Annotated in this window: 20 protein-coding genes; 7 read left to right on the forward strand and 13 right to left on the reverse strand. The window is 64.7% G+C overall.

Going from position 1 to position 20,028, the window contains the following annotated elements:
- Window positions 1-88: 88 nt before the first annotated feature.
- Window positions 89-1,378, reverse strand: coding sequence for an MFS transporter (locus CWT12_RS02095; protein ID WP_161923517.1), 1,290 nt, complete (start codon window positions 1,376-1,378; stop codon window positions 89-91).
- A 43-nt stretch (window positions 1,379-1,421) separates the two neighbouring features.
- On the reverse strand, window positions 1,422-1,826 hold the full coding sequence (locus tag CWT12_RS02100; protein WP_161923518.1) for an L-rhamnose mutarotase: 405 nt from the start codon (window positions 1,824-1,826) through the stop codon (window positions 1,422-1,424).
- A 226-nt stretch (window positions 1,827-2,052) separates the two neighbouring features.
- On the opposite strand from CWT12_RS02100, the gene CWT12_RS02105 reads away from it, so the two are divergent.
- The 4 genes from CWT12_RS02105 (at window position 2,053) to CWT12_RS02120 (ending at window position 5,353) form a co-directional block, all read left to right on the forward strand.
- Window positions 2,053-2,769: a hypothetical protein gene (locus CWT12_RS02105; protein ID WP_161923519.1), complete on the forward strand. Its 717-nt coding sequence runs from the start codon at window positions 2,053-2,055 to the stop codon at window positions 2,767-2,769.
- 2 nt (window positions 2,770-2,771) lie between these two features.
- Window positions 2,772-3,314: a hypothetical protein gene (locus tag CWT12_RS02110; protein ID WP_161923520.1), complete on the forward strand. Its 543-nt coding sequence runs from the start codon at window positions 2,772-2,774 to the stop codon at window positions 3,312-3,314.
- A 252-nt stretch (window positions 3,315-3,566) separates the two neighbouring features.
- Window positions 3,567-4,280, forward strand: a complete 714-nt coding sequence (locus tag CWT12_RS02115) for a hypothetical protein (protein WP_161923521.1) — start codon at window positions 3,567-3,569, stop codon at window positions 4,278-4,280.
- Between the two features lie 614 nt (window positions 4,281-4,894).
- Window positions 4,895-5,353: a hypothetical protein gene (locus CWT12_RS02120; protein WP_237564259.1), complete on the forward strand. Its 459-nt coding sequence runs from the start codon at window positions 4,895-4,897 to the stop codon at window positions 5,351-5,353.
- A 50-nt stretch (window positions 5,354-5,403) separates the two neighbouring features.
- Here the strand turns inward: CWT12_RS02120 and CWT12_RS02125 are convergent, their stop codons facing one another.
- From CWT12_RS02125 to CWT12_RS02160, 8 genes are all read right to left on the reverse strand, one after another.
- Window positions 5,404-6,213 (reverse strand): transposase, encoded by an 810-nt coding sequence (locus CWT12_RS02125; RefSeq protein ID WP_237564260.1) that lies wholly within the window; start codon window positions 6,211-6,213, stop codon window positions 5,404-5,406.
- A gap of 220 nt (window positions 6,214-6,433) precedes the next feature.
- Complete coding sequence (locus CWT12_RS02130; RefSeq protein ID WP_337247917.1) at window positions 6,434-7,474, reverse strand: DUF6571 family protein; 1,041 nt, start codon at window positions 7,472-7,474, stop codon at window positions 6,434-6,436.
- A gap of 212 nt (window positions 7,475-7,686) precedes the next feature.
- Entirely contained in the window at window positions 7,687-8,505 is an 819-nt protein-coding gene (locus CWT12_RS02135; protein WP_337247918.1) for a DUF6571 family protein, read from the reverse strand.
- Between the two features lie 504 nt (window positions 8,506-9,009).
- Window positions 9,010-10,005, reverse strand: coding sequence for a DUF6571 family protein (locus CWT12_RS02140; RefSeq protein ID WP_161923525.1), 996 nt, complete (start codon window positions 10,003-10,005; stop codon window positions 9,010-9,012).
- A 257-nt stretch (window positions 10,006-10,262) separates the two neighbouring features.
- Window positions 10,263-11,420 carry a DUF6571 family protein gene (locus CWT12_RS02145; protein ID WP_337247919.1) on the reverse strand — a complete coding sequence of 386 codons (1,158 nt, stop codon included), beginning with the start codon at window positions 11,418-11,420 and terminating at the stop codon, window positions 10,263-10,265.
- The gene (locus tag CWT12_RS02150; protein ID WP_161923527.1) at window positions 11,398-13,491 is read right to left on the reverse strand and encodes a DUF6571 family protein; all 2,094 of its coding nucleotides are present in this window, start codon (window positions 13,489-13,491) and stop codon (window positions 11,398-11,400) included. Before CWT12_RS02150 ends, CWT12_RS02145 begins: the two co-directional genes overlap by 23 nt.
- Before the next feature lie 53 nt (window positions 13,492-13,544).
- On the reverse strand, window positions 13,545-13,919 hold the full coding sequence (locus CWT12_RS02155) for a hypothetical protein (RefSeq protein ID WP_161923528.1): 375 nt from the start codon (window positions 13,917-13,919) through the stop codon (window positions 13,545-13,547).
- 233 nt (window positions 13,920-14,152) lie between these two features.
- Window positions 14,153-14,671 carry a flavodoxin gene (locus tag CWT12_RS02160; protein WP_161923529.1) on the reverse strand — a complete coding sequence of 173 codons (519 nt, stop codon included), beginning with the start codon at window positions 14,669-14,671 and terminating at the stop codon, window positions 14,153-14,155.
- Window positions 14,672-14,895: 224 nt separating this feature from the next.
- Between CWT12_RS02160 and CWT12_RS02165 the strand changes: the two genes are divergently transcribed.
- Window positions 14,896-15,918, forward strand: a complete 1,023-nt coding sequence (locus CWT12_RS02165; RefSeq protein ID WP_161923530.1) for a LacI family DNA-binding transcriptional regulator — start codon at window positions 14,896-14,898, stop codon at window positions 15,916-15,918.
- Between the two features lie 84 nt (window positions 15,919-16,002).
- Here the strand turns inward: CWT12_RS02165 and CWT12_RS02170 are convergent, their stop codons facing one another.
- The gene (locus CWT12_RS02170) at window positions 16,003-16,332 is read right to left on the reverse strand and encodes a putative heavy metal-binding protein (RefSeq protein ID WP_161923531.1); all 330 of its coding nucleotides are present in this window, start codon (window positions 16,330-16,332) and stop codon (window positions 16,003-16,005) included.
- Window positions 16,333-16,461: 129 nt separating this feature from the next.
- Window positions 16,462-16,980, reverse strand: a complete 519-nt coding sequence (locus CWT12_RS02175; protein ID WP_161923532.1) for a SprT-like domain-containing protein — start codon at window positions 16,978-16,980, stop codon at window positions 16,462-16,464.
- Window positions 16,981-17,098: 118 nt separating this feature from the next.
- On the opposite strand from CWT12_RS02175, the gene CWT12_RS02180 reads away from it, so the two are divergent.
- Complete coding sequence (locus tag CWT12_RS02180) at window positions 17,099-18,151, forward strand: hypothetical protein (RefSeq protein WP_202616249.1); 1,053 nt, start codon at window positions 17,099-17,101, stop codon at window positions 18,149-18,151.
- A gap of 84 nt (window positions 18,152-18,235) precedes the next feature.
- Complete coding sequence (gene cls, locus CWT12_RS02185; protein ID WP_161923533.1) at window positions 18,236-19,753, forward strand: cardiolipin synthase; 1,518 nt, start codon at window positions 18,236-18,238, stop codon at window positions 19,751-19,753.
- On the opposite strand, the gene CWT12_RS13710 is transcribed toward cls, so the two are convergent.
- Window positions 19,711-19,917, reverse strand: a complete 207-nt coding sequence (locus CWT12_RS13710) for a hypothetical protein (protein WP_237564261.1) — start codon at window positions 19,915-19,917, stop codon at window positions 19,711-19,713. The genes cls and CWT12_RS13710 overlap by 43 nt on opposite strands.
- Between the last annotated feature and the right edge of the window lie 111 nt (window positions 19,918-20,028).

The raw sequence follows: 20,028 nt of genomic DNA on the forward strand, positions 1-20,028 counted from the left end.
TTTCTCTCCGTTTCGTGAGGGTGGATGGATGCTGGTGGTCCTGTGGTTGGTTCCGTGAGGCGGTGGTTGGTGGTTGCTGTGCCGGCTCTCAGGCGTTGGCGTTGGTGACGCGCTCGCCGTAGCGTTCCAGCTCGATGTCTTCCAGGGACTTGCCCTGGGTCTTGGGAGCGCCGATGGTGCCCACCAGGGTGGAGACCACGAGGAAGCCGATGAGGATGAGGCCGTCGATCATCAGACCGTTCTCCCACTTGAGGATGACCGGGAAGATCAGGGAGATCAGTCCGGAGGCGAGCCGTACCGCGAAGAAGACAATGCCCTGGGCGGCCGAGCGGTACGGGGTGGCGAAGAGCTCTGGTGACCACACCGAGTAGAAGGCCTGGGCGGACGGGCCGGCGGACAGGCCCCAGATGATGGTGTACGCGAAGGCGGTCCAGGCGGCGTCGGAGGGGCCGAACACCAGGATGATCCAGGAGAGGATAGCCGCCAGGCCGCCGACCAGATAGTGCCAGCGGTAGGGGACGCGGTCCACCAGGTTCATGAAGATGAACGTGGAGATGATGACGAAGCCCCACGACAGCATGGAGAACAGGTCGGTTTGGATGGTCTCGTAGCCCATGGAGCCGAGAATGGTGGGCAGGAAGATGCCGTTCTGGGAGGCGGCCTGGTTCCAGCAGGTGTAGATGACGGCCAGGAAGATGAGCGCGGTGATGTTGACGCGGCGGTTGAACAGCTTGCGGAACGCCGTCCACATCGACGGCGGCTTGGCCTGTGCCCCGCCCTTGGCATTCTGCCAGGTTTCGGACTCCTCCAAGCCCTGCCGGATGTACCAGGTGACCAGGGCGATCACGACCAGGTGAGCGAAGACGATGCGGCTGCCGAGCAGGCCCAGCGGCGCGAGTGCCGCGGCCAGGCCGAAGCCGATGAACGGGCCGAATGACCAGGCCAGCTGAGTGGCTCCGATGTGCTTGCCGCGTTGACCGGTGGGGGCGAATTCGGCGATGTAGGTCCAGCCGGCGGGGACGGAAGCACCCACCGCCAGGCCGACGATTACGAAGCCCGTGAACAGCATGGGCAGGTTGACGGTGAAGACGACGATCAGGCCGCCTAGCGCGTACAGCAGCAGGTCGTAGGTGTAAATGAACTTGCGCCCGTACTTGTCGCACAGGGGGCCGCCGATCAGCGCGCCGATGGCGGCGCCGAAGGCGTTGGAGCTGAAGGCTGCAAGGAGCCCGGCGATGGTGCCGTCGTCGTCGGGGAAGTAGGCGGCGCTCCAGAAGCCGAGCGAGGTGGCGATGGCGATGATGGAGCCGGAGTCGATGTAGTTGGACATGGAGACGGCGGCGGTCGCCTTCCAGCCGGTTAGTGGCTTACGTGCCACGGGTTCCTCCTTGAGTCGTGGGGGATGGGGTGGGGCGGGGGCGTCAGGGAAGATAGAAGTACTGGGGCAGGATCTCGTTGGTGCCGCCGTCGGGCTGGACGAAGTACTGGGCCATCTCCGCCTGCCAGCGGGTGTTGACCTCTTCATCGTTCATGGCGGCCTGGGCGGCGTCGACGTCGTCGGATTCGAAGTAGCCGACGACGAGCCCGTCCCCGGGGCGCAGGAACAGCGAGTAGTTGCGCCATCCGCAGCGAGTCAGGGCCTGGCGCATCTCCTCCCACACGTGCTGGTGGACCGCGACGTACTCGGTGAGCCGGTCCGGGCGCACGTGCAGCAGGAAGCAGCAGCGGTGGGGGGAACGGGCGGAGGTCGTGCTGAGTAGGTCGATGAGAGCCGCAGGCTCGACGACGCCCGCAGGGAGGGCATCGGTGGTGGGGGAGTCGGTCATGGAACGTCCTTGTTCGGGTCGAGCGCCGTGGTTATCGCGGTGCAGGTCAACGGCGTGAACCGTTTCAACGCAATCGACTGTAGTCCGTTGGCTGGGTGTTCGTCAAGGCGCGGGCGGGAACTGCCGGGTTCGGTCGTTGCTTGCGCGCGACATGCTGGCGTGCGAGGCTTTGTAACGTCCTGATGACGTTGCCCTTATGTCGGCCAGTACATGCGAGGAGCTGCCCATGCATCATTTCCTGAGTTTCCCGACCGGCTCGTCCGGGCTCGGCTCGTCCGGGCTGCGCCGTGCCGCCGCGGGTGCTGCGGCGTTGCTGCTGGCGTGTGGGCCTTTGGTGGCGTGCTCGCAGGACCCTGGCGGTGGTGCCTCGGGGGTTCCGGCTTATGATCCGGGGGCGGCTGCCTCGGCCAGGGCCTCGGAGTCGGCCGCAGCGGCCCAGGCATCTGCGTCGGCTGCGGCTTCTGCGGAGGCTGCTGGTGTGGTGACGGCGGAGTCGCTGTCCACCGACCGCTACCAGGTCACCTCCATCCCCGAGGACCTGGACGAGCTGCAGACCGAGGTCCTGAGGGCCTTCGTCCACTACGACCAGGTCACCTGGAACATCTGGTTCACCCGCACCGGCGTAGAGAACGCCCAACCCCTCATGACCACAGAGGCATACCAAAGACTCACGAACGGTCTTGAGGAACTCGGCGATGGGCATACCGATGGGACAGTCAGAGTTTCAGTTGAGGCGGTTACCGTCCTTGCCTATATGCAGGCGCAGGTCGTGATCTGCGGCGACCAGTCTGATCTCATTTCCTATGATGAGGACGGAAATGACATCAGTAATCCGGAGACCCTCCAAGGGCGTTATGGGACCGTTATTGCCATGGTGTATGAGGATGGGGTTTGGAAGGAATCGGATGAGGCAACTCTGACTGTAAACGAATGTGTGGTGTGAGAATGGTGGGCTTCAAGGGGCGATTGCTGTCAATAGCTTACGTCATGGTACTGTTATTTGCTGTGTCGGTCGGTATTGTTCCAGCCGCTTATGCAAAAGAGATACAAGACGTCCATGCCGGTTCTGGTTCGTCTGCTGGTTCGGTTGCCCAGGGCGGGGATGGTTCGGTGACGATGATGGTCACAGCGACCTCCACGTCGGCCGCGGCGGATGGGTCGGCTGGTTCTGGTGGTGGTGCTTCGGCGTGGTCGCAGTCGGTGACCGCCACGGTGCATCCGGTGTGCTGGTACACGCAGAGTAGTGCTGGCGCGGAGAAGGTGAAGTGGCTGGAGTCTCCGGATGGCGCCGCGTTCGGCCTGTTCGGCCGCAATAACAACAACGACGACCCGGAGGGGCTGGAGGAGCAGGAGACGCGTAGCCCCGACTGTGAGTCCTGTGCGGACGGTGTCGCGGGCTACTGGTGCGTGGTGTCCTGTTCCTCGGAGCTGGTGGATGGTGGCGGCCTGCACGACAAGTCCCGCATGAGGTCCCCTCGTCCTGCGTGAGGCTCCCTCTTTTCGGGAGCACGGGCGCGGGCCCGACGCCCCATTTGGTTGGCCGACTAGTACGTTTGGCTTGACGGCAACGGCCCGGCAGGGGCGCCGGCGCTCACGCACAGGGACAACAGGAGCAGCGGAGGCGCTGAAGCCGCCTCCGCCGGCCCCGGTCGGCTTGCGCACACGCCGGGGGCGTGCGAGGCTTTGTAACGTCCTGATGACGTTGCCCTTATGTTGGCCAGTACGTGCGAGGAGCTGCCCATGCATCATTTCCTGAGTTTCCCGACCGGCTCGTCCGGGCTGCGCCGTGCCGCTGCGGGTGCTGCGGCGCTGCTGCTGGCTTGCGGGCCTTTGGTGGCGTGCTCGCAGGACCCTGGCGGTGGTGCCTCGGGGGTTCCGGCCTACGATCCGGAGGCGGCTGCCTCGGCCAGGGCCTCGGAGTCGGCGGCGGCGGCCGAGGCGTCTGCGTCGGCTGCGGCTTCTGCTGAGGCTGCTGGTGTGGTGACGGCGGAGTCGCTGTCCACGGAGCGGCATGTGATCACGTCGATCCCTGAGGGCCTGGACGAGCTGCAGACCGAGGTCCTGAGGGCCTTCGTCCACTACGACCAGGTCACCTGGAACATCTGGTTCACCCGCACCGGCATCGAGGATGCCCAACCCCTCATGACCGCGGAGGAGTACCAGGCGTTTACGGACTACTTTGAAGAAGGCGCCGCAGGCAGGACCGACGGTACGGTGAGGGTCGCGGTGACGTCGGTGTACTTGACGTCGCTGGATGCTGTGCGGCCCGAAGCCGTGGTTGAGGTCTGTGCCGACCAGACCGACCTGGTGAAGTATGACGCTGAGGGCAATGACATCAGTGATCCTGAGACGTTTCAGGTGCGGCGCATTATCCGCGTCACCATGGTGTACGAGGACGGCACCTGGAAGGAAGCCTCCGAGGGAACCCTGTCGATCAACGAGTGCACGGTGTGAGCCCCATGCGGCAGACAACTCGAAAGCTAGCCGCGCTGGCGGGCGCAGCGCTCCTGTTAGCCACATCATTCGTAATCACGACTCCAGCGCACGCAGCCTGGCTGGATGATGGCGCTACCAATGGTTCGTCTTCCGGTTCGGTTGCCCAGGGCGGGGATGGCTCGGTGACGATAAGTGTCACGGCAACCTCCACGTCGGCCGCCGCTGACGGCTCGGGCGGCAGCCCTGGTGGTGGGGCGGTGTCGTGGTCGCAGTCGGTGACTACTACGGTGCAGCCGATGTGCTGGCATATTCCCTTTAGGACGGGCGAGGAAACCGCTAGCTTGTTGGAGTCGGACGCTACCATCTATAACGTCACCCGTTTTAGTGGTCATACGCTGGAAGAGTATCGTTCTCGTTTCCCGGATTACGAGTCTCATGCGTCCGACTCAGAGGGGTATTGGTACATTCCCCAGTGCTCTCCCGAGTATTACAGGGGGGATGATCTTGCGGACTTCAGCGCGCTGTCAAAGAGTTGGGTTGAGAGGAACATGGCTGTATGGGTTCCTGCTGGTAGTTCGCCCCCGGAGCCCGAAATAGATGGTGAGACGTTGGCGCGGGCTGCGTGGGATGCGGTGACGATCCCGACCGCCACGATCGGCTACAACCCCATGGTCGGGGACATGCAGGCCACGATCGTGGGCTGGGATACCTGGGTGTGGGCTACCGGCGACACCCCCAGGGAAGTGACCGTGACGGCTACAGCGGGTGCCACCACCGCCACAATCACGGCGACGGCTTCGATGCTGACTTTGCAGCCCAAGGACGGCACCGCCAAGTGCACCGGGTTCGGCATCCCGTGGAGCCAGGACAACGACTCCAGGGGCACGGACTGCAAGATAATCTTCAACCGCTCCAGCGCCCACTTCAAGGACGGCACCACTCCGGTGGATGTCAAAGTGTCCTACGCGATCAACTACACCGCCAGCGACGGAGCCACCGGAACCATGGACACCCACACCACCTCCACAACCACCACCATCCCGGTAGCCGAGATCCAGACCCTCAACACCAGACCCACCACCGAACCATGAGTAGCCCTTCCCTGCTCTATCTGTAAGAGCAGGGAACTCGGCTTGTTGTTTCACCAGTCGCCGCCGTAGTGTTCATGAGAGTTATTCGTGGGGTGTATGTGAAGGTGAGGGCGAGTACGGCGGTGATGGTTGTCGGGAAGGTTTTGATTGGTCTTCGGTAGCCGGTGTGTAGGACGCGCCAGGTCTTGATGTTGGCGATGGCTCTGTCGACCATATAGCGGATTACGGTTTATGGAGCTGTTTTGTATCTTGTCGCTCTCGCGCTGGGGCTGTCCGGGCTGCTTCCTGACCGGGGTGGTCATGCCCAGCCCGATATAGTCCTTGTCCCCGATACGGAGGGCAGCAGTGGCGCTCTCGGGCAGGTGGTCGGGCGGGACATTCAGCATGCCGCTGGCGCGCAGCGCGCCGGCGGCATGCACGGATCCGGGCAGCGGGTCGGAGACCCAGGCGATCGCCCCGGAGGGGGTGCAGGCGACCTGGACGTTCAGCCCGGTGGTGCGGTACTTGGAGGAGAACAGTCCTGGAGTGTCCTTCCAGTCCCAGGTTTTCAGCACGGTGCCGTCAATGATCAGCACCTGGGTGGGGTCGATGTCCTCCACCGCGGGCGCGTTGTCTGCCAGGGCATCGGCGATGAGAGCGGTGTAGGAGCTGATGATGCGGGAGACGGTGGGCTGGGAGACGTCGAAGGACTCCGCCAGGACCTGCTGGGTGAGGTTGTGGCGCAGCGCCATGACCGTTAGCTTGACCCGCTGGTACAGGCCCAGGGCCCGGCTGCCGACCTTGGGCAGCTCACCGTGCTTGTGTAGGGCGGCGCACAGGTCGGCGAGCTGGTGGCGGTCAAGCTTCGTGCTAGCATTCATAACCGGCGGCTCGTTCTTAGAGGATATTCGATGGACAAACGAATCCTCGCAGGAACGAGCCGCCCTAGCACACACCCGCCACACGCGCGTGTCACAAATCCCCCACACCCCCATGAATAACCCTCCAGGGCGACTGCACCCAGGTGTGCATGCGTATCGCGTCGCAACGTAACGGCGTGCTGCAAAAATGCGGCACTCAGGACAAGAGCTTTAGGTGGTCTCATTTGATAACTTTGGCTGCCTGTCCCTCGTCGTAGCCAAGGCTGTAGCCAGCATCAATCTCGGTGTCGAGCATGTGCATGGTGGGATCGTTGACTAGCGTTCTCCAGTTCATATAGCCCTGTGCGGCGTCGGGGGCCATGGGATCAGACGCGGTGATGGTGGGTTTCCCGTCGACCTCGGTGTAGAAGGAGAATGGGCCTCCGTTGTTGCCGGTAGCAGCCGCCTCCATGGTGGCGTCGCTGAGCAGGCCGTAGTTCGCAGCATCAACGTAGGCCTGAGCACGCAGCACGGTCCTGATATCAGCGACGTCGATGGTGTCGGAAGTACTGTCGCCCGCTCGCAGCTCAGCAATGCCATCGAGATAACCCGTGGTCATGCCCGCATGCTGGTATCTTCCTAGTAATGTCTCGCCAGGGTCGGTTGCCGTGGGCATCTTTGAGTCGATCTGGTAGTGGTGGTAGCCGAGCATGGCGGTAACCAGTGTGTCGGCGGCGTTCTCATCGTCGATGACGCGGTACAGGACGGTCTCGAACTGTGTGTCAGTGACCAGGCCGGACAGACCATATACGCTGCTGACTTCCAAAGATCCGCCGTTGGCCAGACCTGCGATTTCGTCTGGGCTGTTGGCGAGCAGGGCGGCGAGGTTCTGCTTCACGGTCTCGGTGTAGTCCTTGAGGGGTACCTGCCCGACGGCGAACTCAATCGACCTTGCCGTTGCCCAGGTTGCCGCGGCTGAGGTCTCCTCGTCCTGACTGCCGCGCATGGTTGAGGAGACGGCCATGGCGGCAGTGAGTTCTTCCAGGCTGCTGGAGTTCCAGCGCCCTTCTTCGAGCGCCTCCCACCGCTCGGCAGTCTCCTTCCCCGGCACCCACCGCCCGTCGGTCATCTCGCCGTCGGGGGTGAGGTAGTCCAAGGCGGCCTGGGCATTCGCCTGGTCGTCCTGGCCTGCGGCGCTGGGGTTGAACCCGGGGATGCCCAGGGCGCTCTGATCCGCCCGCAGCGAGCACCCCGCCAAAGGGGCGCAGGCTAATAACAGCACCAACAGTAGACCTGCTGGCCGACGCTGGCGCGAGAGGGCTGCGCGGGCCTGGGGTCGCGTGCCGGGTAATTCCCTGTATCGGTGCGGAGCAGTTGTGGGTGCTAGAAACACTGCGGAAGCGATGAGGCTCAAGAATGCCCGGGCCCAAACATCGCGAGGCGAGCCGAGGGGCTGCGAGGTCAGCATACCTGGTAGACGAGAGGCGGGCAGATTCATTTGGTGATCTTTGCCGCCTGGCCCTGGTCATACCCTGCGTTAGTGTTGACCATCGCGTTGTCGATGCTGTCCATGGTGGAATCGTTGACTTGCCGCTGCCAGGAAATGTACTCATGGGCGGCATCGGGTGTTATGGGGTCGGGGGCGGTGATGGTGGGTTGTCCGTCGGCCTCGGTGTAGAAGGAGAATGGTCCTCCGTTGTTACCGGTGGCGGCCGCCTCGATAGTGGTGTCTTTGAGTAAACCGTAGTTCGCAGCATCAACGTAGGCCTGAGCACGCAGCACGGTCCTGATATCGGTGACGTCGATGGTGTCTAGACGGTTATTACCTGCGCGTAGTTCGGCGATGCCGTCGAGGTAGCCCATGGTCTGCGCGGCGGACTGATACTGCCCGAGCAGGGTTGTTTTGGGGTCGGCGGACATGGGCATCTTCTCGTCGATTTGGTTGTGGTGGTATTGGAGCATCGTGGTCACCAGTGTGTCGGCGGCGTTCTCATCGTCGATGACGCGGTACAGGACGGTCTCGAACTGCGTGTCAGTGACCAGGCCGGACAGGTCATAGCCCGGTGGACTAGCGTCCAAGGAATCGCCGCTGGCCAAGCCGGCTAGTTCCTTCGGGCTGTTGGCGAGCAGGGCGGCGAGATTCTGCTTCATGGTGCTGGTGTAGTCCTTAAGGGGTACCTGGCCGACAGCGAACTCCATTGATTTGGCGACTATCCACGTGGCCTTTGCGGCGGTTTGCTCGTCTTGGTCGGTGCGCATAGTTGAGGAGACGGCCATGGCGGCAGTGAGCGCCTCGAGTCCGGCAGGGCCCAGTTACGGTCGGTGAGTGTCTCCCACCGCTGTTGGGTCTGTTCACCCGGCATCCACTTCCCGTCGCTGGTCTCGCCATCGGGAGTGAGGTAGTCCAAGGCGGCCTTAGCGTTGGTCTGGTCGTTGCTGCTCGTGGCGCTGGGGTTGAACCCGGGGATGTCCAGGCCGTTGTGGTCCGCCTCCAGCGAGCAACCCACCAAAGACACACAAAACACCAGCAACAGCACAAGCATGGCTGCGCTCGGGTGGCATCGCCGCGAGAGGGCTACGCGAGTAAAGAGTCGCATAATAGGTGTCCTCCTCGCGGCTCGGTGCGGTGGTGGGTGCCGGCTGCCCGCACCAACCCCGAATGCGGTTTCAGGTCTGGATGAAGAAAGGTGCGCGCGGCAAATGCCGGGAGCGATACGAGGTTGACCACGCCAAGGCGCGTCTGCGTACGCATCTCGCGTCGCAACGTGACGACGTGCTGCAAAAATGCCGCACTTAGGACAAGAAGATTAGATAGACTCATTTGATGACTTTGGCTGCCTGTCCCTCGTCGTAGCCAAAGTTGTAGCCGTTGGTGATCCTGACATCAAGACCGTCCATGGTGGCGTCTTCGACTAGTCGGTCCCAACGCATGTATTCGTGGGCGGCATCGGGTGTTATGGGGTCGGGGGCGGTGATGGTGGGTTGCCCGTCGACCTCGGTGTAGAAGGAGAAGGGAGCACCGTTGTTGCCGGTGGCGGCCGCCTCCATGGTGGCGGCGCTGAGCAGGCCGTAGTTCGCGGCATCAACGTAGGCCTGGGCTCGCAGCACGGTCCTGATATCGGCCCCATCGACAGTGTCCGGAGTGTTGTCGCCCGCCCGCAGCTCGGCAATGCCATCGAGGTAGCCTACGCTCCTTGCGGCAAACTGATACTGCCCAAGTAGGAGAGCTTCAGGGTCGGTTGCCGTAGTCATCTTTGAGTCGATCTGATTGTGGTGGTATTCGAGCATGGTCGCGACCAGTGTGTCGGCGGCGGTCTCATCGTCGATGACACGGTACAGGACGGTCTCGAACTGTGCGTCAGTCACGAGGCCAGACAGACCGTATACGTTAACTCCTTCGAGTGAACCGCCGCGCGCCATGTCGGCGATCTCGTCAGGGCAGTTGCCGAGCAGGACGGCGAGGTTCTGTTTCGTTGTATCGGTGTAATTCTCGAGCGGTAGCTGGTTGACGACGAAGTCAATCGACCTTCCGGTAACCCACGTCGCCGCGGCCGAATTGTCGTCATCCTGGCTGGTGCGCAGGGTCGACGCCGCTGCCATAGCAGCAGTGAGCTCCTCGAGTCCGGCAGGGTTCCAATCGCCTTCGTCGAGCGTCTCCCACCGCTGTTGGGCCTGTTCCCCCGGCACCCACTTCCCGTCGCTGATCTCACCATCAGGGCTGAGATACTCCAAAGCGGCCTGGGCATTCGCCTGGTCGTCCTGGCCCGCGGCGCTGGGACTGAACCCGGGGATACCCAGGGCGCTCTGATCCACCCCCAGCGAGCACCCCGCCAAAGGGACACAGGCCAATAACAGCACCAACAGTAGACCTGCTGGCCGACGCTGGCGCGAGAGGGCTGCGCGAGACTGGGGTCGCGTGCCGGGTAATTCCCTGTGTCGGTGCGGAGCAGTTGTGAGCGCCAGACACACTGCGGAAGCGATGACGCTCAAGAATACCCAGGCCCAAACACCGCGAGACGAGCCGAGGGGCTGCGAGGTCAGCATACCTGGTAGACGAGAGGCAGGCAGATTCATTTGGTGATCTTCGCGCCATGGCCCTGCTTGCGGCCTGTTTGATCGCCCGTTGCGATAGTGATGTCAAGACTGTTCATGACGGAGTCGTGGACCAGGTCTTCCCAGTTTATGTATTCGTGGGCGGCTTGTGGTGTCATGGGGTCGGGTGCGGTGATGGTGGGTTGCCCGTCGACCTCGGTGTAGAAGGAGAATGGCCCTCCGTTGTTGCCGGTGGCAGCCGCCTCCATGGTGGCGTCGCTGAGCAGGCCGTAGTTAGCGGCATCAACATAGGCCTGGGCTCGCAGTACCGTGTCGATATCGGCCCCATCGACAGTGTCCGGAGTGTTGTCGCCCGCACGCAGCTCGGCAATGCCATCGAGGTAGCCCATGGTCATGGCTGCGTTCCTGTAGTTCCCGCGTAGGGTGGCCTCGAGGTTCGTGGCCGTAGGCATGTTGGAACCGACTTGGTCGTGGTGGTATTGGAGCATCGTGGTCACCAGTGTGTCGGCGGCGTTCTCATCGTCGATGACGCGGTACAGGACGGTCTCGAACTGCGTGTCAGTGACCAGGCCGGACAGGTCATAGCCCGGTGGACTAGCGTCCAAGGAATCGCCGCTGGCCAAGCCGGCTAGCTCCTTCGGGCTGTTGGCGAGCAGGGCGGCGAGATTCTGCTTCATGGTGTCGGTGTAGTCCTTAAGGGGTACCTGGCCGACAGCGAACTCCATTGATTTGGCGACTATCCACGTGGCCTTTGCGGCGGTTTGCTCGTCTTGGTCGGTGCGCATGGTTGAGACTGCGGCCATGGCGGCAGTGAGTTCCTCCAGGGAGGTGGAGTTCCAGTGGCCTTCTTCGAGCGCCTCCCACCGCTGTTGGGTCTGTTCACCCGGCATCCACTTCCCGTCGCTGGTCTCGCCATCGGGAGTGAGGTAGTCCAAAGCGGCCCTAGCGTTGGTCTGGTCACTGCTTGCGGTGCCTGGATCAAGACCAGGAATGTCCAGTTCGCTTCCGAAATAATGCGCGCACGCCACCAAAGGCGCGCATGCCAGTAGTAGCGTCATCAGTGCAGCCGGCAGACGGCGCCTGGGGCGGGGTGTGCTTGCTTCGGATCGCATAATAAGAGAGTTCCTCATAACGCCTACGTGTTCTGCTGGCTCATTTGATGACCTTTGCGCCATGGCCCTGCTTGCGGCCTGTTTGATCACCCGCTTCGATATTGACGTCAAGACTGTCCATGACGGAGTCGTGGACCAGGTCTTCCCAGTTTATGTATTCGTGGGCGGCTTGTGGTGTCATGGGGTCGGGTGCGGTGATGGTGGGTTGCCCGTCGGCCTCGGTGTAGAAGGAGAATGGCCCTCCGTTGTTGCCGGTGGCGGCCGCCTCCATGGTGGCGTCGCTGAGCAGGCCGTAGTTCGCGGCATCAACATAGGCCTGGGCTCGCAGTACCGTGTCGATATCGGCCCCATCGACAGTGTCCGGAGTGTTCCAATCCTTGGTTAGCTGGTCAACGATAATGGGTCTGGCGACGGTGGAGCCGGTGCTGTACAGCAGCGGGCCAGCTACCGCCAGACTGGTCCCTCCGGTCATTGCGCCGACCCCGGCGCCCAGTACCGTAGAGAACACGCTCAGTGCGGTTCCCATATTGGACTTGGTGTTGGCCCGCGCGGCGCTGTTGTCACCTGCACGTAGCTCGGCAATGCCATCAAGATAGCCCATGGTTGCGGCTGCATCCTTGTACTGTACGGCAAGGGTCGTTCCGGGATCCGTGGATGTGGACATTTCGGAGTCGATTCTGCTGTGGTGGTACTGGCCCATGGCAGCGGCCAGGGTGCCGGTTGCGTTCTCGTCATCGATGATGCGGTACAGCAAGGTCTCGAACTCCGCATCGGTGACTAGGCCAGACAACCCATAGCGCTGATCGGTTTCCAGAGAGCCGTCTTTGGCCAGGCCTGCGAGTTCTTTGGGGCTGTTGCCGAGCAGAACCGCGAGGTTCTGTTTCATGGTGGCGGTGAAATCTGCTTCCTCAACGTCGTTGACGAAGAAGGGGATGGCCTGCGCGGTCATCCAGGTGGCGCGCTCGGCCGCGTCGGCCGGCGCGTTGGGGTCGCCGTCAGCGCCCCGGTAGGCGGAGGCAGCGGCCGTGGCCGCGCTCAACCCGTCCAGCCCGGTACCACCGTGGAAGTCCCAGTCGCGCTGCCTGAGCATCTCCCAACGCTTCTCGATCTCGGCGTCATTTGTGCCATCACTGGTGAGATAGTTCAAGGAGGCCTCGGAGTTGGAACCCATGGCGGTCAGCACGCCGGCCAACGGGTCCGCCGTATAGAACTCACCATTCACGAACGGTGGCGCACCGGCGAAGGGGACCGAGGCCGGGTCGATGTCCTCAAGATTGTCCGAGAGCACACCAAGAAACCCTGTACCGTACGCGGTATCCGGTACTGACAACAGCGCATTGAGGGCCGTCATCGGGTTCTCAAGCTGCGGCTGAATGACCGTCGGATCGACGGCGTTGGCGAAGTCGGCAGCGAGCCCCGCCCCACCGGCCTGATCCTGGCTGGCGGCGGCCAGGATGTGCGCGAGAGTCTCCAACGACTTGGTGAACCGCTCGCCACCATCGTCCCCGTCATAGCCGACCTGATAATGCCCGTCTAACGCGTAGACGAGCTGCAGGTACTCCTCGGTGCCCAGCGCGTCGACGAACGCCGCCCCATAGATCGGGATGTCTTGGTGCTTGTTGATTTGGTCGAGGATTTGTTCGGGGGTGCGGCCTTGGGAGGAGGTGCCGTTGGCGAGTGCTTCTTGGAGCTCTGTGGCCTCGGCTTTGGCTGTTTCGACTGAGCCGGTGTTGTAGGCGTGGACGTTGGCCACGGTGTCAGTGTTGCGCCAGTAGGCGGCCTCGTCGGTGGTGCCTGGTGGTGGGTCGGGCAGGTAGTAGGACAGGGTGCCGTCGGGGTTGGTCATGGTGATGCCGGACTCGTTTATGTCGATGGCCTCCTGGCGGCGCGAGCGCAGCTGGTCGGCCAGGTCGCGCATGGCTGATGCGTAGGCTGCCAGGGTTCCCGATCCGGGTCCCGGTATTAGGAAGCCGGGCAGGGACTCGGTCGCGTCGGCCACGGACTGGACCGGGTCGTGGTAGTAGGCGCTGGTCTGGTTGATGCTGCTGCGCTCGTAGTCGATCGCTTTGGCGCGGTCTTCCAGGTTGTCGACGACGGTTTGCATCTTGTCAGTGTCGATCTTGATGAAGGCCATGGGGCTGCGGCTCCTTGCTTCGCGTGCGGTTCACAGGCGCGGGGCGGGAGGTACTAGGAACTGGGCCAGACGGCCAGGGCGGAGTCCTCGGGAACCACGCCCAGCCCGGCGTCGTAGAAGGCGTTCTCCGCGTCGGTCAGGTCCGAGACGATGTCACCGATCGCGTCGTAGGCGCCGGAGTCGGCCGCATCGATCTTGGTGCGGTAGTCATCGGCCACCGGTGAGGTCCACACCTCATCGCTCAGCCCGGCGTCGAAGGTCTCGCTGTTGTGGGTGGCGGAGTCCGTGGTGGAGGTGAATTCCTGGGCGTCCAGGCGGTGGCGTGACCCCACCGCGTAGGACTTGATTTCCTGGATCGCCTCCAGCTTCCTGTTGGGGACCATGCGGACGTCAACGTCGTCTGCATCATGGGTGGGGGAGTGCGGCATTAAAGGGGCCTCGGCTCTCGGGGCGTACCGGACAGGAGCGCGCGCGGGCGGTGCGCCGCCCACGCAACAACGGCCTCAACCTACCCCACACATCACGCCCGTGTCACGATACTGCAAGTGTGGCCGCCAGCCGCACGCTGGCACAGGCGGGCGACTACCCGCCGACGCCGATCGGACGGGACGTCGGCCTCGCGGCCGGGCAACGTCTGACGCTGTCGGGACTCGCTGGAGCCTTATGCCGCGACCCCGAGCCCCTCCAGCCAGCGGCGCACGCCGTCGGCGCTGGTGCTCACCTCCAGGCGGGTCCCCGGCTTCCAGTCACCCGTGCCGGCCAGAGCGGCGAGGTCGCGTGCGCTGGCGCCTACTGGCGAGGAGAAGGACGTGCAGAACGGCACCACGATCTTGCCGGTGAAGTCGTTATTCCGTACGAAGTCGCCCAAAACCCAGGAGGCCTCGCCCCACCATATGGGGTATCCGACCAGCACGGTGTCGTAGTCGGTGAAGCCGTCGGGGGCGTCCTGCACCAGCGGCACATGCCGCAGGCTCCGATCAACGTGCTCCCGCGAGACCCGGCTGCGCGGATCGTTGTAGTCCAGATCCGGCTCGGAGTAGGGCTCGGCGGGAGTAAGCACGAAGGCGTCGGCTCTGAGCGCCCGCGTGAGGGTCTCCGCCACGCGCCGGGTGTGCCCGTGGGCGGAGTAGTGGACGACGAGCGTCTTGGGTCGGGACTCAGGGGTGTTACTGGCGGTCATCTTTGAACTCCAATCAGTCGGGAACTGATTATACGGTTGGTTCGCTGTCTATTGGTGACGTGCTCCTCGGGCGCCGACTGGCGACGACTGGGCCTTGCCTGCGGCGTCCGTGCCGACAACCTGGAAAGATGACTCATGGCCGCGACTGAGCCGCGCGGCCGCGATCACACCTGGCAGCGAGCAGCGGGACGGCTCGGACGTCCCCGGTAGCAGAAGGAGCGAACATGGCACGTCCCTCGGTGCGTGACGTCGCCGAACGGGCGGGAGTCTCGGTAGGCACCGTCTCTCATGTCCTGAACCATCCCGAGCGTGTCGCCCAGCCAACGATCGACCGTGTGCGCGCCGCCATCAACGAGCTCGGCTTCGTGCGTTCTGAAACCGCGCGTCGCCTGCGCCACGGTGGTTCGTCACTGGTGGGCGTGCTTGTCCACGACATCTCCAACCCCTTCTTCACCGAGGCTGCCCGCGGCATTGAGGACCGGCTGCGCGCGGACGGCCGCGTGCCAATGCTCGGCTCCACCGACTCCGACCCCGAGCGTGAGCATCAGCTCATGAGCCTGCTGGCCGGCATGGACGTCCACGGGGTGATCATCACCCCCTCGGCCTCCACCCTCGACAACCTCGCCGTTCTGGCCGGCCGCGGCATCCGGGTGGTGCTCATGGATCACCCGCCGATCTCCGCCGAGCTGTCCACCGTGTCCGGGGACGACGTCGCCGGCGCTCGCGCGGCAGCGGCTCACCTGATCGAGCTAGGACACCGCCGCATCGGGTTCGTCAACGGCCCACTGACGGTGCGGCAGGCCGTCGACCGGCGCGACGGCGTCGTCGCCGCGCTGGCCGGGGCGGGCCTGGACCCGGCTGAAGCGCTAACTGAAATCGAGGCCGTCAGTGGTGGCCAGGGATTCACGGCGGATGCGGGCGCAGTCGGGGCGGCCACCTTGCTGGATGGGCAGACGCCGCCGACGGCGCTGCTGTGCGCAAACGACCAGCTGGCCATCGGCGCCATGCGGGAAGTCCGTCGCCGCGGCCTGAGCATTCCAGACGACGTCGCCATCGTCGGGTATGACGACATCTCTGTTGCCGCGGAACTCATCACCCCGCTGACCAGCGTGCGTCAGCCTATGCGGGAGATGGGGGCGGCCGCGGCCGACCTGCTACTGTCCCACGACCCCGCGGTAAGGCACATCACCTTCCCGCCGCGGCTGGTGGTACGCGAATCCACCGTGGGCGGGCAGCCGCGGTCGTGATCAGCGCCGCCCGCTCCCTCCACCGCTAGGCACGGCACTGGTGCAGGGGTGGTCGGCGTCGAAGACCGCCCGCCTACCGGGGCCTTACTGGGGACGGGAGAAGCGCACCGCGGTGCCGGAGGCGGTCACCATCAGCATGCCGTTGTCACTGCCGAGGGCCTCGTAGTCGATGTCCACCCCTACCACGCCCTCCGCGCCGAGCTCCTGCGCGCGCTGCACCATCTCCGCCAGCGCCGTCTCCCGGGCCTGAATCAACTCGTTCTCATAGGCCTGGGAGCGGCCGCCCACCACGTTACGGATACCGGCGGCAAAGTCCTTGAACATGTTCACGCCCGCAATCGTCTCTCCGCATACGACGCGCAGGTACTGGGTGACGGGGTAGCCCTCAACGGTGGGGGTGGTGGTGACAATCATCGGTTCGCTCCTGAATACTCGCGGGCGGAAACAGGCCGGACAGGTCCTGCCTGCGCGATTCTGCGGCACCGCGTCCACCGCGGGGTCATCCCCGTGGAGGATTCGGCGTCGTCACCTGGGATGAACGGCTCAACCCCGCATACTCTCCAGACGCGCCAGGGCCCGGGCGTATCCCGGACTGATCTCCTGCGGGCTTACGGGCACGCCGTCGTAGGACCAGGCCAGCAGGTGGGCTGCGCTGAAGCCGCGAGCGCAGCGGGAGCACGAGCAGGGCAGCGCCGGGCGGCGCATCCGGTCAACGGTGTGACCGGCAGGACAGGTACCGACCCAGCGGCCCGGCACGCGCGGCGCCCGCTCGCTGACCAGCCGCCGGCCACTGGCGCCGATCCTGCGGGCCTCTGCGCGCCAGACGGCGTCGTGCCCGTGGGCGGCTCCCACGCGGGCGTGGGCGATCTCGTGCAGCACCGTCTCACGTACCTCTGCCTCGTCATACAGTGCCATCAGCTGCCGGGACAGGGTGATGCGCCGACGGGAGTGGTCGGTTAGGCCGGCGCGCCGTCGTGCCCGGTCCAGGGAAACCGACCAGTCGCCCACCCCGTGCTCGGCCATGAGCAGCCGGGCCAGCGGGAGCACCTCGGACAGATTCATGCGATGAGCGTAGACGATCGACTGTCAGGACCGTCGCCCCGCCATGTGAGCTCCGGCGCTGTGGCAACCGGGGGCGGGTAACTGCGTCATCCGCAAAGGCTGTGGCAGCATTACTTCAATGTCACGCTCCGCCGACCGACCGACGCGCCGCTCACCGCAAGGCACACCGCGCCGCACCTCCTCCGGCCACCGGGCGGCATCGGACCGGCGGCGCGCGCCCGCATCCGCTCGCGGCACGCGGCTGGCCGATGCGGCTCGCGCCGGGGGGCGTTCCGCCCGCACGCCTCACCCCGGTAGAACCCGCGGGCGGCGCAAGCCCCGCCGCATCGGTTCCGTAGGCATCTTCCTCAGCTCATTCCTGATCACGCTGCTGCTTGGCCTACTGGTCATGAATGCCCTTGACACCCCGCCGTCTCCGTCACCGCCCGCCGCCCCCACCGAGCCCACTCCCATCACGCGTGACATGACCGGCTTTGACGCGGGCCTCATCATCGACGACGACGTCTTCTACGACTCGACCACCATGACCAGCGCCGAGATCGCCGCATTCATCACCGCGGCGAACGAGGGCTGCCAGACCGGAGCAGACGGCACCCCCTGCCTGGCGGACGCCACTTTCGACACCGAGGACCGCGAGGCCACCACCGCCTGCCCCGGCGGGTACACCGCCGCGAAGGGGCAGACGGCGGCCGAAATCATCTCCCAGGTGGCTGACTCCTGCGACATCAACCCGCGCGTACTGCTAGTGCTGCTGCATAAGGAGCAGGGGCTGCTGACCGCGTCCGGTTCGGGCCTGACCGCTCGCCGCTACGAGGCGGCCGCCGGCTACGCCTGCCCCGACGGGCAGGAGTGCGACTCCGAGTACGCGGGATTCTTCCGCCAGGTATACGGTGCCGCCTCCCAGTTCCAGACCTACCGGCTCGATCCCCACCGATTCGAGGTGGTTGCGGGTACGACGACGCAGCTCGCGTATTCGCCCGACGCACAGTGCGGAACCGGCGAGCTGACGGTTGCCAATCAGGCGACTGCGGGCCTGTACAACTACACGCCCTACCTGGCCAACGCAGCCGCCGCCTCCGGCGGTGATGACTGCACCAGCTGGGGAAACTGGAACTTCTACGGCTACTACCGCGCGCTCTTCGGAGACCCGACGCCATCGACTGCGCAGTGACACGCTGCGGGCCTCCGCCTCAGGGGCGCCGGGCACCAGGCGCGCCGATGCGCCGGGTTACGGCGACGTGTGAGGATTACTGATATGGAGTGGCACCCAGTACTGACGACTGCGTGGGTCGTCCTGGAGTACGTGATCAAGTTCGCGGCGCTGGGAACTGTCCCGGAGAACCGCCGCCCGTCGTCGTCCACCGCCTGGCTGCTGCTGATCTTCCTACTGCCTGTTGTGGGCCTGCCGCTGTACGTGTTCCTGGGCAGCCCCTGGGTGCACGGCAAGCGCTACCAGCAGCAGCTGGAGGCCAATACGGCGGTCAATGAGTTCACTGCGGGCATGCCCGACGCTCCGGCCGGTGCGCGCCCCTCACCCCACTTAGGCTCGGTGCTGCGCATGAACCGCAAGCTCACCGGCCTACCCTGCGTCACTGGTGAGGTCGTGGCCCTGCACTCAGACTCGGCGGAGACCTACGCGGCCATGGCCCGTCTGATCGACACCGCCCAGAATCACGTCCACGTGGAGTTCTACATCCAGAGCTGGGATGAGGTCACCGACGTCTTCTACTCCGCGCTCGCCCGTGCCGCCGCCCGCGGAGTGACCGTGCGGCTGCTGGTGGACCACCTCGGCTCACGGAAGTACCCCGGCTGGAAGGACTTCGGCAGGCGGCTGTCCGAGGCCGGGATCAAATGGCGCCTGATGATGCCGCTGCTGCCGCACAAACGCCGCTTCCGGCGTCCCGACCTGCGCAACCACCGCAAGGTTCTCACCGTTGACGGTGAGCGCGCCTTCATCGGCTCGCACAACATCATCGACCCCACTTACCGGCTGCGCTCCAACATTCGTGCTGGACGGACCTGGGCGGATCTGTCTGTGGAGGTAACGGGGGACATCGTGGTGGAGGCGGAGACGGTCTTCGCCATGGACTGGTTCTTCGAATCCGGCGAGGTGCTACAGGTGCAGGACGCGCTTCCGGGCGCGCCGGACGTGACCGAGGTGCTGGAGCGCCGCCCCCCGGTAGGTACCCCCTCTCCGCAGCCGGGACGCCCCGAGGCGGTTGTCAACGCCATGCAATTGGTGCCCTCCGGACCCGGCTACCCCACCGAGCCCAATCTGCGCATGTTCCTGTCCCTGATACAGAACGCCACCCGGCGCGTATCCATCACCAGTCCCTACTTCATCCCCGACGAGGCGCTGCTGGCGGCCATGACCACGGCGGCCTACCGGGGGGTGGACGTGGAGCTGTTCGTCGGCAAGGAGTCCGACCACCTCATCGTCAACCATGCTCAGCGCTCCTACTATGGGGCACTGCTCGCTGCCGGCGTGCGCATCTACCGCTACCCGGCCCCAACCGTCCTGCACGCCAAGTACATGACGGTCGACGGCGAGGTCGGCGTCATCGGCAGCGCCAACATGGACTTCCGCTCCTTCGCCCTGAACTACGAGATGATGCTGCTCGCCTTTGGCGGCGACCTGGATGCCCTGCTGCGCGCCAATGACGCCTACTACCGCCGTGTGTCCACCGAGCTGACCGTTGAGGAGTGGGCCAAGGAGCCATGGTGGCGGCGCTACATCGACAACGTGTGCCGGCTGGTGTCCGCGGTCCTGTGACGGCGCCCTGCGCGCCGTCCAGCGGCGGCGTGCGCGTCCCCCTGCGCGGGCTCGGGGTCACCACGGTCAGTGAGCTCCAGGGACGAGCCCGCACGCATGAGCCGGGACAGCACCTCCGGGTCGACCACCACCCCGTCGGCCGCCACCACGTCCAGGCTCCGCATGAAGTCGCGACTCGGCCGACGCGTTCCTTGAGCAGGTAGCCGACACCGCCCGCACCGGCATCGGGGCCATCCATCCAGCAGCTAATGCAAGTACGGGCCCAGCCACGTAGG

The organism is Actinomyces sp. 432 (assembly GCF_009930875.1).
Lineage (GTDB): Bacteria > Actinomycetota > Actinomycetes > Actinomycetales > Actinomycetaceae > Actinomyces.